Genomic DNA, 13,827 nt, shown 5'->3' with positions numbered 1-13,827 from the left:
GCAAGCAAGCGCTTACTCGGATTCAGTGATCATTTCGTCGCTTCGCGCTGCAGGAGACTCATCTTCACGTCCAGCCCCCACGCGAAACCTCCGAGCGCTCCCCCGGTCCGCAGCACGCGGTGGCAGGGGACGAACAGCGCCGCCGCGTTGCGCGCGCAGATGGATGCCGCGGCGCGTACCGCGGTCGGCGATCCGAGATGCGCCGCGAACTCGCTGTAGGTCAGCGGACGACCGGCGGGGATGCGGCGCAGGGCGTCCCATCCGGAGGTCTGCATCGTCGTCCCGTGCTGGGCGACGGGGACGTCGTCGATGGCACCGAGGTCGCCGTCGTAGTAGGCGAGGACACGTTCGGCCGACAGCGCGCGCCCGGACGCCGCATCCTGCGGCACCCGGTCGGCGCGGAGACGGCCGAGGATGCGCGCGGGGTCGTCGGTCCACCCCGAGGCGAGCACGCGTCCATCCTCCTCGAGGATCGTGAAGGGCCCGTCGGGGGTGTCGACGGTCTGCAGGATCGCGGTCATGATGCGGCCTTCCGGGATGAGGGGTCGATGTCGGCGGCACGCCAGGCCTGCGTGACCGGGGCGGCGTACCAGAGATGCGCCATGAGGTAGCTGCGCCACGGCGCGGTCCGCGTCGCCCACTCCGTGAGGCCGCCGGCGTCGGACGGGATGCCGGCGGCCGCCGCACCTGCACGGGCGGCGACATCGCCCGGCAGGAGCACATCCGGATCGCCGAGCACTCGCATCCGCACGTAGTCCGCGGTCCAGGGGCCCACACCGGGCAGCGCGAGGAGGGCGGCCCGTTGCTCGAGGGTGTCGTCTCCCGGCCCGAGCCGGAGCGAGCCGTCGGCGAGGGCCCCCGCGGCGTGGACGATCGCGCGGATCCGCGCGCCCGGCCCTCGGAGGACGTCGGCGCCGCGTTCGGCGACGACCGCCGGCGTCGGGAACAGGACCGCCGGGCCCCGTGGCGTCTCGACGGGATCGCCGAGCTCGGCCGCGAGCCGCCCCATCATGGTGCGAGCCGAGGCCACACTGATCTGCTGGCCGATCATCGCACGGATGAGCATCTCCTCGGCGTCGATCGCCGCGGGGAGGCGGACACCGGGTACACGTGCGATCAGCGGCCGCAGCTCGGCGTGCGCGCCCAGCGCAGCATCGACGGCGGCCGGGTCCGCATCGAGGTCGAACAGCCGGCGGACGCGGGAGATCAGGGGGGCGAGGTCGCGCAGCGAAGCGAGCTCGGCGCGCAGCCGCATCCGCCCCGCGCCGTCCTGCCGCACCTGGAACCAGGCCGGGCCGCCGTCGAGGCGGATCGTGCGGGAGAACGAGACCGCCTCGCCGACTTCGACGCCCGGGATCGCGTGCGCGCGCATCCAGCCGAACAGACCGACCGCGTCGAACGGCTCGCGCACCGGCAGAACGAGGTCGATGCGTCCGGCCGCAGCCGAGGTACCCCGTCGCCTCGCGCGCAGGTCGGTCGGCGGCAGCGCGAAGACCTCGGTCATCGTGTCGTTGAACTGACGGATGCTGCCGAAGCCCGCCGCGAACGCGACATCGGCCATCGGCAGGTCGGTGTCGACGAGGAGGGTCCGGGCGGTGTGCGCACGGTGAGCCCGCGCGAGGGCGAGCGGCCCGGCACCCAGCTCGCTGGCGAGGAGCCGGGTGAGGTGCCGTTCCGAGTAACCCAGGCGTCGCGCGAGCCCGGGCACGCCTTCGCGATCGACGATGCCGTCGGCGATCAGCCGCATGGCGCGCCCCGCGACGTCGCCCCGGAGGTTCCACTCCGGAGACCCCGGGGTCGCCTCGGGCAGGCAGCGCTTGCAGGCGCGGAAGCCCGCCTCGTGCGCGGCGGCGCTCGTCGGGTAGAAGCTGACGTTCGTCGCCTTCGGCGTGCGCGCGGGGCAGCTCGGCCGACAGTAGATCCCCGTCGAGTGCACAGCGGTGACGAACTGCCCGTCGAAGCGTGCGTCGCGTGCGTCGATCGCGCGATAACGCTCGTCGAAGGTCATCGGCGCGATCGTCATGACCCCAGCCTGACATGCCCCGCCGACACCGGCTCGCGGAAATCGGACACGGCAGCGGGTGCCCGTCGGTCAGCCGGCGGGTGCCCACCCTGCGACGTCGGAGAGCACGGGGGCATCGTCACCCTCGCGCACCGTGACCCCGGTGACGTCGGGGGCGATGACGGTGACCCGCGGGTTGGCCGCGAGGGGCTTCGCGACTGCTGCGCGCACGATCGTCGCCTCGATCTGCGCGAGCAGATCCCGGGCCTGGTAGACGTCGACGGTCTGCTGCAGGGTCGAGATGAGCTCGTCCCGGGCGGGATCGGACTGTCCCACCAGACTCGACGACCCGTCGGTGCCCCACTGCTGCGCGATGGCCCGCGGGGTCTGCGGCACGCGGACCCGCCGGATGACGGCATCCCACCCGGGGGCCTCGACCGCGGCATCCACGTCGCCCGTCGCGCAGTCGACGACGTTCCACCCCGCCTCGGCAGCGGCGGCCTTCAGCGCACTGAACGCTCCCTGGGCGAAGCCGCTGCCCGCGTCGTAGACGACGCACACGCGCGTCCCCGTCGCGACCCCGGCCGCGGCACGGTCGGCCTCGGCGTCGTCCGCCGGTGCCGCGAGGGCGTCCGCGAAACCGGAGTCCTCGGTCACGATGTCGAAGGCGCGGGAGCCCGGCGCGGTGACCATCGACGTCGTCTTCGCGTAGGCCTGCGACCACTCTCCCGCTCCCGCGGCCACCATGTCGTCGGCGGGCACCATCCGCAGGAACGCGGATCGAGGACCCGCGTCGGCGAACACGCCGTCCGTGCTGAGGAGCAGGGCCCAGATCGTTCCGTCGTGCGTGGTCTGCACCGCGAAGTCACGTCGCTCGCGCTCACACACGGCATCGCGGTTGCCGGGAGTGGGACGAACGGTGGCGATGTCGAGGGAGTCGCCCACGGCGGCGATCGGATCGTCGCCCTGCGGGACGAGGTCGATGTCGGCGATCTTGGGCGCCGCGGCGCCCGAGTACGTCGGGTTCGGCTCCAGCGTGACACTCGTCCCCTCGTCGCCGATCGCCGTCACGAGGTACGGTCCGCTGGACAGGGCCAGATCGGTCTCCACCGTGTCGTCGGTGACGGCGAAAGCCGTGTTCCACACTTCCGCGATCGCCGAGATCGCGCTGTCGTCCCCGTCGAGGACGGCGCGGATGACGGCCTGCTTGGCTTCCATCGGGTCATCGAGGTCGAACGCACGCATGCCGACGGTGTGGGCGGGCACGTCGACCGAGACCGCCGTCTGCCACGCGATCGTGGGTGCGGCGAAGGTCACATCGATCGACCGGGCGAACTCGTCGATCGTGGGCGGGGCGGCTTCTCGCGCCGCATCCGACGGACCGTCCTTCGACAGCAGACCCACGGATGCCGCCCATCCGAGCACGAGGTCGGCGGCATCCAGCGGGATGCGATCCGACCAGGACGGCTCCGTCAGGTCGTAGCGGACCGTGAACGGATCGTCACCGAGGATGGTGACCTTTCCGAAGGATTCGTCGGGGACCACCTCGCCGTCGACGATCCGCCCGAAAGACGAGCGCGTCACGGCCGCGATGTCACGGTTGCCCGAGGTGGGATCGATCCGTGCGTTCAGCGAGGTCACGGCGCCGGTCCAGCCCACGGTGACGCGGCTGTCGGCGACCACGGACGGCGGGAGCGCGGGCGCGCACGCGCTCAGGACGAGGACAGCGGCCGCGGCTGCAGCGACCGCGCCACGGCGGAAGGCTCGCATCCGCCGGTCAGAGGCGGTCGGTGTCGTCGCCGAGCTCTTCGGCCATCTGCCGGTAGGGCTCGCTCTCTTCGCTCTCGAGCCAGCTCTTCGCGTACTCGAGCAGCACGGCCGGTGAGTCCTCGGCTTCGGCCGCACTGGCGAACGGGCCCAGGCAGTCCTCGGACGGGCGCTCATCGTTGCGCACCACGGACTGGGTCGAGAGGTTGTACCAGTAGGTCTGCGAGGTGGTCATCGTCGCGACTCTCCGTTCGTCATCCTGATCCTAATCATGCGGAACGCAGGCAACGGGCCGTGGTGCGGATCCTCGGATCGCACCACGGCCCGTGAGCCGCGCGGGGGATCAACCGCCCGCGAGCTCGGCGTCCGTGTCGCGGATGCGGTCGGCCATGCGGTCGAGCGCCTGCGCCATGTCGTTGACTGCCTCGGCGGCGTCGTCGAGCGACGTCGTGAGCTCGGAGTACGCGGTCGAGTAGGCCTCGGATGCGTTCTCCGTCTTGAAGCCGTCCTGCACCAGGTCGTCGATGATGCCCTGGAGTTCCTTCAGCGTGTCGGTGACGGTCTGGCGACCGTCGCGCAGGCGCTGCGCAGCGCTCTCCATCTCGCTGTACGTTGCACCGAAATCGTGTGCCATGAACCCGCCTCCCAGCGTGTCGTCGTGGTGCGGAGAACCGGTTTCCTCCCCCGCGTGATCGATGCTAGCGAAGAGGTCCCGCCCACCCCATGGGGAGAAGTCCCCTCTTGACAACCACCGCCGGGAGCGGTGCCGGATCGACGCGAAAGGCCGATCGGGCGCTCAATTCCGGCATCAGCGGCATGGCAGTCCTCAGCCTCCGAGGGTCGTGCCGGCGGCGTCGGCGCCGACCGCCTCGCGCGCAGCCGCCCGCGTCGTGGGCGGAGCGGCCGGCGACGACGAGGCGACCGTCGACGACGGAGCGACCGTCGGCTGCGGCGGCGGTGCGACATCGGCCACGAGCGGCATCTGCACGGTGACGGAGCGACCCGCCTGCACGAAGATGCCTCGACCGACCGGGAAGTCCGACCGCTTGACGCGCCCGAACGGCGTCTTGAAGATCGCCTCGCCGTCATAGGTGTCGGGCTTGAGCACGATGCCCTGTCTGCCGGCCTTCCACTCGCCGAGGACGCCGATGCTGCCGCTCGCGCGGGAGATCTCAGCCTCACCGATGAGCATGTGCTCGCTGTCGTTCATGGCCTGCAGGAGCGCACGCATGGGTCGGTCGGCGGGGCTGTCCGAGAGGTGAGGCATGTCCTCGATGACGATGAGGATGCGGCCCTCCGACAGCTCGCGCGTGACGAGCTCGGTCAACTCGGTCGCGAGCTCCTTCTCGTCGTCGGGGCGCGTCGCGCTCTTGACCCACGGACGGAAGTCCTTGAGCTCGGCCCGGCGGCTGCCGAAGTGGTAGAGCTGGACGCCCGGATCGAACCGCTCCATCGCCACGATGAGGGATTTGAGGCCGTTGGTACGACCGGATGCCGGGGGCCCGGAGATCACGAACGAGCCGATCGGCTCGAAGCCGTAGGCCGAGAGCGTGTCGTCGGCGACGCCGAACACCGGCATCCCGTCGACCCTGGCCGGCATGTCGGAAGCGGGCACCGCGGTCGGGAGCGCCCCGATCTCGGGGAGATCGCGCACCCCCTCGGCACGGAGCTTGTCGCCGAGCACGCCGAGCGCCTTCGTCTGCTCGACGGCGTTCGAGGTCCCGCCGAGGACGGCGATCTGCGCCTCGTGGCCGTCGATGACCGCGCGACCGGGGACGGACTGCTCGTCGAGGACGTCGCGCGGCGTTCCGAGGAGCATGTACTGCGACGGGTCGCCCATCCGGAGGACGACCTTGCGGGGGATGTTCGAGGCGACGGCGCTCGGCACCGCGTTGCCGCGGTCGGCGGTGAGCACCGTGTGGACACCCAGTGTGCGTCCCTCGCCGAGGATCCGCATGAAGGTCCGGTAGAACGGGCCGCGGCCGGGCGCGACCTCCCAGTCCTTCTTGAACTCGGGGAAGTTGTCGATGAGCAGGATGATGCGGGGCAGGTTGGGGTCGGCGATCTCGCGGTACTCCTGCAGCGTCGCGGCGCTCGCGGCGGAGAACGCCGACGCGCGGCGGTCCATCTCGCCGTCGAGGGTGCGCAGCAGGCGCTGGATGCGCTCGACGTCGGACCCGTCGACGACCGAGCCCACATGAGGCAGTGCCGACAGCGCGCCGAGCGCGCCCGTGGCGAAGTCCAGGCAGTACACGTTCACCCGTCCGCGATCCGGACGCATGCCCGCTGCCGTGCCGATCGTCTTCAGCACGGTCGACTTGCCCGAGCCGGACGTGCCGTAGACGACGAGCGAGCCGTCGCGGTCGGGCACGAAGTACGCCGGCTCCTGCAGCTGCTTCTCGGGCACGTCCATGAGGGCGATCGGGATGCGGGTGTCCCCCTCGTTGGCGAGGGCCACGAGGTCGACGAGCGACGACAGGTCGTCGAGCCACGGGCGACGCGGGAGCGGCAGTCCTGCGAGCTCGCGCGCGTCGACGAGTGTCGAGACGATCCGGCGCTGGTCGTTCGGGCCGAGGTCCTCCTCGTGAGTATCGGATTCCGCGGGCCGGTCCGGTTCCCACTCGGCGGCGGCGCCGAAGCGCAGCTCGGCGACCCGCACCTCGGCGACCGCGGTGTCCTCCTGGCTCGTCCAGCCCCCGGTGTAGGCGGACTGGAACGGGACGAGACGTCCGGGACCGGTCTTGGCGATCGCGCGTCCGGGCACCGACGCGGGGAAGCTCGCCGCGACGTCGTCGTCGACCACGTCGCGCGAGTCCGCCTCATCCGCCATGCGCAGGGCGATGCGCAGGTTCGTGTTGGCGCGCAGGTTGTCCTTGATGACGCCGGCGGGACGCTGCGTCGCCATGATGAGGTGGATGCCGAGGGAGCGGCCGCGCTGGGCGATGTCGACGACACCGTCCACGAACTCGGGCATCTCCGAGGCGAGGGCGGCGAACTCGTCGATGACGAGCACGAGCGACGGTGGGCAGTCGGGGTCCTGCCGCTTCTCGAGTTCGAGGAGGTCCTTGGCCTTCTTGCGGTTCAGCAGGTGCTCGCGGTGTTGCAGCTCGGCCCGCAGGCTCGTGAGCGCCCGGCGCACGAGGTGCGGATTGAGGTCGGTCACGAGGCCCACGCAGTGCGGCAGGTCGACGCAGTCCGCGAAGGCCGATCCGCCCTTGTAGTCGACGAAGAGGAACGTGACGCGATCGGGGCTGTGCGCGGCGGCCATGCCGAGCACCCATGCCTGCAGGAACTCGGACTTGCCCGAACCCGTCGTGCCGCCCACGAGCGCGTGCGGCCCCTGCGTGCGCAGGTCGAGGGCCATGGCGTCGCTCGGTCCCTGCCCGATGATGGCGCGGAGGGTGCCGGCCTTCTTCAGGCGCGGCCGCGGTGTCGGCGAGCGGTCGACGATCGTGTTGTTCTGCTGCCACCGCTCGATCGCCGCGTGCGGGTTCTCGGCGATCGCGGGATCGATGAGCTGCAGGAACATGACCGAGTTCGGGATGTCGGAAGCGTCGTGCACGACCGTGCTCGCGTCCACGACGGGGGCAAGTCGTCGCGCGAACATCTCCATGTAGGCGTTCGAGACACCCTCGATCGCCACATGCTCGAAGGCTTCGCCGTTGCGGACGAGGCCCACCCGGGCGTCGGCGAGGTCGGTGCCGAGCTCGATGAAGCTGCGGCACACCGCAGGCAGCGACTCCACCGTCTCGGAGATGAACACCGCGTGGACGCCGTGGTCGGCGCCGCGCTCGAGGACGTCCGTGAGGCGCCCCCGATCGACCGGTGCGTCACCGGTCACGAAGACGATCACCGAGATCGGGGGTGTCTTCACACGGTCCTCGGCGGCGCGCGCGACATCCGTCCCGTAGAGGAGCGGGTTCCAGTCGTCCTTGAACGGCCCGCGGGGCTCTCCCCCCCCGTTGCCGGCAGCGCGCCGGACGTACTCCTCGAGGGAGTTGAGCAGGGCGGCGGCGCTCGGTGCCGAATCAGCGAGCGGCGCCGAGCGGAACGGACTGCGCTCCGAGGTGGTGTGCGGCAGCCACTTGAGCCACTCGAGTTCCGGTGTCCACGACGAGTCCGAGAAGGCGACGGTCACGACGTCGTTGGGCGCGTGCAGGCCGAAGACCTGCACGGCGACGCCCCGCATCGCGTCGGCGACGAGCGCACGCGGACCCGCGATGCCGACTGACCCCGCCGTCGGGAACGTGTCGAACACGGGGACGTCGTCGACGGTGGCGTACCGCATCCGCAGCCGGTCGACGCGGTCGATGTACTCGGGCAGGCCGTCAGGGGTCTCGGCGTCGTCGATGCCGTTGCGCGCCGGCAGGGAACACGTTCCCAGGCGCAGTGCGAGGAAGTTCCAGTGCTCGGGGCGTCGGGTCCACAGCAACGGTCCGAGGCGCATCGCCTCTTCGAACACGTCGGCGACCGCGGGGGCCTCGGCGTTGCGCGCTGCCTCTTCTTCGGGCTTGCCGCGGAAGAAGTCCTCTTCGAGCTGCTCGAACTGTCGCTCGAAGAGCAGCCGCTCGTGATCCTCGCTCTTGCGGCTCTGGACGGATTGGTTGATCAGGTTGCCGAACGCCATGAGGGGCGTCATGACGATGAGCAGAAGCGAACGCGGGTTGCCGTTGAGCGCGAAGAGCGCGGCGCCCATGAGGATCGGAGCGACCATGATCGGCCAGGGGAAGATCTTGCCGATCTTCTCAGTCGGCAGCCGCGGCGGCTTGAAGCGGGTGCCGGGGTAGCGGACCTCGACGCGGGGACTGCGGTTGAACAGCAGCCCTCCGCCGCGCTCGATGATTGGATCCTCGGTCGCCGCGCCGTCCCACGCGTTCGTCAGGTAGACGACGAGCGTCGTGGCGCCGATGACGAACGGACGGCCGTCTTCGACGCGCACGCGCTGCACCTCGACCCCGTCGACGAGCACACCGTTGGCGGAGTTGAGGTCGACCACCTCGGCGTGCGACCCGACCTCGAGGCGCGCGTGACGTTTCGAGACCATGGGATCCGGCAGCACGACGTCGTTGCTCGGGTCGCGCCCGATCGAGACGTGTCCGGCGGAGAGCGCGAACTCCTGCCCGGCGAGCGGTCCGGCGGTCGCGCGGAGGATGCCCACCGTCTCACCGCCTCCGGCCCGGATGTAGCCGGCGCCGTAGTTGACGATGGATGCCGAGAACCCCGACCCGATCGGGGCCTCCCCGATCGGCAGGTCATGGGGCAGCTCGACGGCCCGCGCGGCGGTCGGTGGCGCGACGGAGAGCGTGAGGACGTCGTCCTCGGCGAAGGTGGTGGACCGGGCGGGATCGGATGCCGCGATGTACCGCGCGACGTCACCGACGGTCGCGGTCGAGTCGGCGGTGACGACGATGTCGACGGGGTCGTTGTCGTGCCGGTGCAGGGTGAGCTTCAGCCGCATTGCTCTTCTCCGGTCTGGTGGGGGCGCGTCGGGCGGGTGGGTGCGGACGGGGCGGTCACAGTGCGACGACCTCGGCGAGGCGGTCTCCGAGGCGGACGGTGTCGCCGACCGCGGCGGGGAGCGCGACCCCGGCGACGGCGGTGGTCTCGACGCCCGCGCGCACCACGGCGCTGCCGTTGGTGGATCCGCGGTCGACGACCTCGAGCCCTCCAGCGGTGGGCGTCAGGAGCGCGTGGGTCTTCGAGAGGGAACGACTTTCGTCGAGCAGACGATGCGGCTCGGCGCCCGGTGCACTCGCCGGGTCGGGATCGCGACCGATCAGGAGCGGGCCGGTGACGGGAACGGTCTCCCCCGTGTCGAAGCGCAGCCCGATCCGGGCCGCCGGCGGCGTCTCGGAGGCCGGCGCGGGGCTCGGTGCCACCGGCGCGGCGTCGATGACGCCGGGCCCGGTGGCGGGGGCGTCCTCGGCGGGAGCGGCGCTCCCGTCCGGCGCGCGGTTCACGCCGAGGACCCCCGCGCTGATGCGGTTGCCGGGGCGGTAGTCGGGACGCGCGCCGGGGCGGGTGGGAGTGGCGAGCGACGGCCGTTCGGCGCGTTCGGGGATCGGCTCCGCCTTGACGGTCTTCCGCGCGATCCGCATCCGCTTCTCGTCATACGGGTTCAGGCCGCCGCGGATGTCGATCAGCCACATCCGCGCGGCACGGTCGTGCAGTCCGCGGCCTCGCTCCTGCGGATCGAAAGTGGGTGAGGCGAGGATGACCGCGGTGCCGATGACCGGGATGACGCCGGCGATGCCGACGATGAGCGCGCGGAGCAGGACGGGTCCGGCGCCGGGCTTCTCGAGCGTGCGGACGTTGATGCTCCGGAGCCCCGTGAACCCCTTGCCGATCGTCAGTCCGCGCCGCGCCTGAAGTACCCATTGCACGATGAGGAAGGCGAGCGACAATGCCACGGTGATCGCGGCCATGACGGCGGCGAGCACGAAGCCGGGGTGGTTGACGAGTCCGTACGGCGAGATCGTCCCCGTGGCGAGCTTGAGGAGCAGCGGGACGGCTCCGATCCAGAGCGGCAGCTGCAGGACGACCCAGAAGAGGATGTCGAGCACGAAGGCGAGCGACCGACGACCGAACGGGGCCCGGATGAGGCCGAGTGCCGCCGCATACGCCGGGTCGGGGCGTCCGGCCGCGTCCAGGCCATCCGGCCGGTCCTCCGGCTGGTCGATCTCCCAGATCATGCCTCGGACGTGCGCGGCTGGTCGCCGGGCACGAAGTAGCGGGCGGGCGAGAGTCCGGTGCGGATCACGGCATCGCCGGCGGCGTCGAGGAACTGAGTGAGCGTTGCGACACTCAGGGTGCCCGACGGGTCCGCGATGATCACGTTGTCGACGACCGGGAGGAGGGTCGCCGTGCCCTGCGGCCAGGTGGCGAACGTCGTGGTCACGCCCGACTCCAGCACCCGGATCTTCGCCGGGGCGATGTGGACGTCCGGCCGCTGCAGCGCAGCCGTCTGCAGGTCGTATGCACGGACCGAGAAGAGCCGCAGCACGCGCTCGAACCGCATCGCGAGTTCGGGGAGACGTTCGCGCCACGGGAACGGAGCCCATCCCTCGTCGGTGAGGACGACGGGGTGCGCGCTCACGAGGGGCCGGTCCGCTTCGTACAGCTCCTCCGCGACGTCGAGCGTCCGGGCGATGGCCGCGGAGTCGTCGGCTCCGACGATGAGGACGCGGTCGCGGGCGTACGGAAAGGCCACGGGCGCACCGGAGAGTTCGATGCCGCTCAGCCGCGACGGGTCGAGGAGCACGGCGGCGGCCAGGGTCTCGTCGGCGAGGACGATGGAACCCTCGTGAGCGACCGGGAGCTCCCTTGCGAGAGGGATCGCCGAGCGCACGGCATCCCGGAACCCGGCATCCGCGCCCTCTGTCTCGCCCTGCGTGACGGGGGCACCGTGGTCGCCGTGATCGAGCCCGACGAACACCTCGCCGCCGACGTACTCGACGCGGGGGTGCGCGGATCCGGGTGCCGTCTGCGCGAGCACCCCGAGCTCGCTCGCACCGTAGATCCGGACGGTCACCTCGGTGGCGATCCCCTCGACAGCGCTCATTGATTCAGCCCTCTCATCAGCGTTCTCACAGACTAAGTGTTCGGTTGCCCGCCCGCGGTCCCCGGAGACCAGGCGAGGTCCACCTCGGGGACGCGGCGCGTCGGTCGGACGGTCGACACCCACCCGCGGGGCACGACGTGGACAGCACTGGCGGAGGCGGGTGCCGGCAGCGGCTCCCCGTGCACGACGAGGACGATGGCCGTGTCGTCGGAGCCCCACCAGTCGGCGCGGCGGACGCCGTGGCGCTCCAGCGCCCGCACGTAGGCGTTGGGTGGCGCACCGTCGCCCGGCTCCACTACCTCGGCGGCGCCGTGACGGTACTCGCAGGCGCTGCGGATGCCCCGCCAGATCTCGCTGGCGCGCTCGCGCACCGCGGCGCGGGTCGCGTCTGGCGAGGCGGGCTCCCAGGACAGCGGCACGATCGACACGTCGCCGCGTCGGATGAGCGGCGTGCCCGGGATCAGCTCGCCCACGGGCGCCGCGGCGCTGCCATCGACGAGGCTCGACTCGATCGCGTCGACGATGCGGCCCGCTCTGACCAGGGCACCCTCGCCGTCATCGGAGCGGACGTCGCCGGCGTCGACCACGTGGCCGGTCAGCCAGGGCGTGCCCGTGACGGTGGCGTTCGGCTGGGTCATGAGTTGAGGCTCAACCCCTGGGCCGTGCCCGGCCAGAGGCCGGGGTTGTAGTCATCGTCGAGATTGCGTCCGACGCCCGTCGCCGAGGGCGGGATGTCGATGACGGCTTCGGGGATGCCGGTGGGCAGATACCCACCCGGAATCCAGTGTTCGTTCGCGCCTGCTTCGTTGCCCGACGGCATCCGTAGATTCGTGAGTTCGGAAGGGTCGAAATGCCGGACCTCGAGAGGCAACGTGTTGCCGTTGTCGTCGAAGAACCAGCTGCGCTCCATGCCGAGCTGATCGGCGATCACGTTGACGTCGCCGTCGGCGTTGCGGATGATGTCGTCGAGCTCGGACGTCGGGAACACGAAGGTCGAGCCGTCCGCCTGCCCGGGGCCGTACGTGTGGAGCGTGTCGGAGAAGTAGATACGGCTCGCTCCGTCCTCGAAGCGCGCCAGGTGCTGACGGATGTAGTCGCCGTCGAGGTACTCGCCGGGATCGGGAGCGTCGCCCTTCCAGCTCACGATGGAATCAGGGGTCCAATGCGTGTCGGTGCGCCAGGCGCCGCTCACGTTGTCGAGCGCAGTGACCTGCGAGCGGTTCAGGTCCTGACGCTGGCTGTGCTTGCGGAACATGTCCGCCAGTTGACGCACGTGGACGGGGACGCCGTCGAGCGAGTTCTTCAACGGCCGAATGACCTCACCGATACCCATGATCCCCCTCCACTGTCAGGCTAACCACGGCCGAGGATGTCCACACGGGTCTTGCAATCGCGCCGATCATCCTCTTATGTCCGCCCTCGACCAGCGCAGGTCTGCGGGCGCACGCCCGGACGCCGTCGCACTGCGCCCCGACACCCAGCGCGCAGGCACGAGGTGCACGGCGAGTGCCAGATCGCCCGCCTCCGCATCTCCCGAGCGGACCAGGACGACGCCGGTGTCGTTCAGGACCCACCATCGTGCGTCACGGACGTCGGCCGCACGCAGAGCCGCCGCGTAGGCCGCCACGGGGCCGTCCCCGCGTCCGTCGAGCGGCAGATCGATCGGACGGCCGGCGGCGTACTCGAAGGCGCCGGCGAGTCCGGAAGCGCGGTCGTCGATCCGCCGGCGCTCCTCCGCGACGTCACGGTCGGACCCCCGTGGCGCCGCGACCTGCAGCACCACCGGCACGATCTTCGCCGCATCGCGGTCGATCACGGGCACTGCCGAGGGCACCCGCTCGAAACGGGTCAGGGCCGTGACGGCCTCAAGGACGGTCTCGTCGGCGACCGGCAGGATCCAGTCGCCCTGCTCGGACGCAGGCCTGCCCGCAGCGATCGCGGCACGTGCGTATCCCTCGGCGGCGTCGATCGCGTCGAGGTCGAACCGGGCCAGCTCCGATGGCGCCGATGCCGCGATGAGCGGCGACCACTCGCCGAAGTCCGGGACGTCGAGCCAGTGCAGGTCGTCAGGCGCGCAGATCTCGGTGACGAGGTCCTTATCGACCGGGGATGAGCGCTCGATGTGGACGACGCCGTCCGCGTACCAGCGCTGCTCGACCCGCAGCAGCTGCGAGTACGGCACGCGGCGACCCGGGTCGCCCTCGGGATAGAAGAGGTCGACCGCGCCACGACGCAGCAGACGCCCGCCGCTGTCCTCCCAGTCGACCCGGCGGATCGGGGTCTTCGACGGTGAGTAGAACGTCACCGAGAAGCGGTGGCGGCGAGCGGACGCATCGAGGTACCAGGACGGCGGGGTCGAGCCCTCGACGACGGTCAGTCCCCTGCCCTCGTCGTAGCGACGGCGGGCCTCGTCGACGCTCAGGTACGGGTTCTCACCCAAGGCCTCGAGCCGGTAGATCTCGAATCGCTCCGGGTACCGGACCGCACCCACGTCACC

Annotated in this window: 11 protein-coding genes; all 11 read right to left on the bottom strand. The window is 71.1% G+C overall.

The window, feature by feature from the left end; all coding sequences use genetic code 11:
- Positions 1-29: 29 nt before the first annotated feature.
- The 11 genes from ACIGEP_RS00315 to ACIGEP_RS00265 all read right to left on the bottom strand — a co-directional run bounded on the left by ACIGEP_RS00315 (position 30) and on the right by ACIGEP_RS00265 (position 13,821).
- Positions 30-521: a methylated-DNA--[protein]-cysteine S-methyltransferase gene (locus ACIGEP_RS00315; protein ID WP_396659638.1), complete on the bottom strand. Its 492-nt coding sequence runs from the start codon at positions 519-521 to the stop codon at positions 30-32.
- The gene (locus ACIGEP_RS00310) at positions 518-2,023 is read right to left on the bottom strand and encodes an AlkA N-terminal domain-containing protein (protein WP_396659637.1); all 1,506 of its coding nucleotides are present in this window, start codon (positions 2,021-2,023) and stop codon (positions 518-520) included. Before ACIGEP_RS00310 ends, ACIGEP_RS00315 begins: the two co-directional genes overlap by 4 nt.
- A gap of 69 nt (positions 2,024-2,092) precedes the next feature.
- The gene (locus ACIGEP_RS00305) at positions 2,093-3,772 is read right to left on the bottom strand and encodes a hypothetical protein (protein ID WP_396659636.1); all 1,680 of its coding nucleotides are present in this window, start codon (positions 3,770-3,772) and stop codon (positions 2,093-2,095) included.
- Positions 3,773-3,779: 7 nt separating this feature from the next.
- A complete protein-coding gene (locus ACIGEP_RS00300) occupies positions 3,780-4,004 on the bottom strand; it encodes a hypothetical protein (protein ID WP_396659635.1) in 225 nt (74 codons plus the stop codon).
- Between the two features lie 108 nt (positions 4,005-4,112).
- Positions 4,113-4,403: a WXG100 family type VII secretion target gene (locus ACIGEP_RS00295; protein WP_231370862.1), complete on the bottom strand. Its 291-nt coding sequence runs from the start codon at positions 4,401-4,403 to the stop codon at positions 4,113-4,115.
- Positions 4,404-4,595: 192 nt separating this feature from the next.
- Positions 4,596-9,227 carry an FtsK/SpoIIIE domain-containing protein gene (locus ACIGEP_RS00290; protein WP_396659634.1) on the bottom strand — a complete coding sequence of 1,544 codons (4,632 nt, stop codon included), beginning with the start codon at positions 9,225-9,227 and terminating at the stop codon, positions 4,596-4,598.
- 55 nt (positions 9,228-9,282) lie between these two features.
- Positions 9,283-10,461: an RDD family protein gene (locus ACIGEP_RS00285; protein WP_396659633.1), complete on the bottom strand. Its 1,179-nt coding sequence runs from the start codon at positions 10,459-10,461 to the stop codon at positions 9,283-9,285.
- Entirely contained in the window at positions 10,458-11,330 is an 873-nt protein-coding gene (locus ACIGEP_RS00280; protein WP_396659632.1) for a hypothetical protein, read from the bottom strand. Before ACIGEP_RS00280 ends, ACIGEP_RS00285 begins: the two co-directional genes overlap by 4 nt.
- 32 nt (positions 11,331-11,362) lie before the next feature.
- Positions 11,363-11,968, bottom strand: a complete 606-nt coding sequence (locus ACIGEP_RS00275) for a hypothetical protein (protein ID WP_396659631.1) — start codon at positions 11,966-11,968, stop codon at positions 11,363-11,365.
- Positions 11,965-12,663, bottom strand: coding sequence for a hypothetical protein (locus tag ACIGEP_RS00270; protein ID WP_396659630.1), 699 nt, complete (start codon positions 12,661-12,663; stop codon positions 11,965-11,967). The genes ACIGEP_RS00275 and ACIGEP_RS00270 overlap by 4 nt, the downstream gene beginning before the upstream one ends.
- Positions 12,664-12,729: 66 nt before the next feature.
- A complete protein-coding gene (locus tag ACIGEP_RS00265; protein WP_396659629.1) occupies positions 12,730-13,821 on the bottom strand; it encodes a hypothetical protein in 1,092 nt (363 codons plus the stop codon).
- Between the last annotated feature and the right edge of the window lie 6 nt (positions 13,822-13,827).

Origin of the sequence: Microbacterium sp. NPDC077663 (assembly GCF_044542795.1) — a bacterium.
Taxonomy (GTDB): domain Bacteria; phylum Actinomycetota; class Actinomycetes; order Actinomycetales; family Microbacteriaceae; genus Microbacterium.
Note: the sequence above shows the minus strand (reverse complement) of the source record. Positions and strands in the feature narration are given on the sequence as shown.

Bases quoted from the DNA above. Each gene is read 5' to 3' on its own strand.
- ACIGEP_RS00315 (WP_396659638.1), bottom strand. From the start codon at position 521: ATGACCGCGATCCTGCAGACCGTCGACACCCCCGACGGGCCCTTCACG.
- ACIGEP_RS00310 (WP_396659637.1), bottom strand. From the start codon at position 2,023: ATGACGATCGCGCCGATGACCTTCGACGAGCGTTATCGCGCGATCGAC.
- ACIGEP_RS00305 (WP_396659636.1), bottom strand. From the start codon at position 3,772: ATGCGAGCCTTCCGCCGTGGCGCGGTCGCTGCAGCCGCGGCCGCTGTC.
- ACIGEP_RS00300 (WP_396659635.1), bottom strand. From the start codon at position 4,004: ATGACCACCTCGCAGACCTACTGGTACAACCTCTCGACCCAGTCCGTG.
- ACIGEP_RS00295 (WP_231370862.1), bottom strand. From the start codon at position 4,403: ATGGCACACGATTTCGGTGCAACGTACAGCGAGATGGAGAGCGCTGCG.
- ACIGEP_RS00290 (WP_396659634.1), bottom strand. From the start codon at position 9,227: ATGCGGCTGAAGCTCACCCTGCACCGGCACGACAACGACCCCGTCGAC.
- ACIGEP_RS00285 (WP_396659633.1), bottom strand. From the start codon at position 10,461: ATGATCTGGGAGATCGACCAGCCGGAGGACCGGCCGGATGGCCTGGAC.
- ACIGEP_RS00280 (WP_396659632.1), bottom strand. From the start codon at position 11,330: ATGAGCGCTGTCGAGGGGATCGCCACCGAGGTGACCGTCCGGATCTAC.
- ACIGEP_RS00275 (WP_396659631.1), bottom strand. From the start codon at position 11,968: ATGACCCAGCCGAACGCCACCGTCACGGGCACGCCCTGGCTGACCGGC.
- ACIGEP_RS00270 (WP_396659630.1), bottom strand. From the start codon at position 12,663: ATGGGTATCGGTGAGGTCATTCGGCCGTTGAAGAACTCGCTCGACGGC.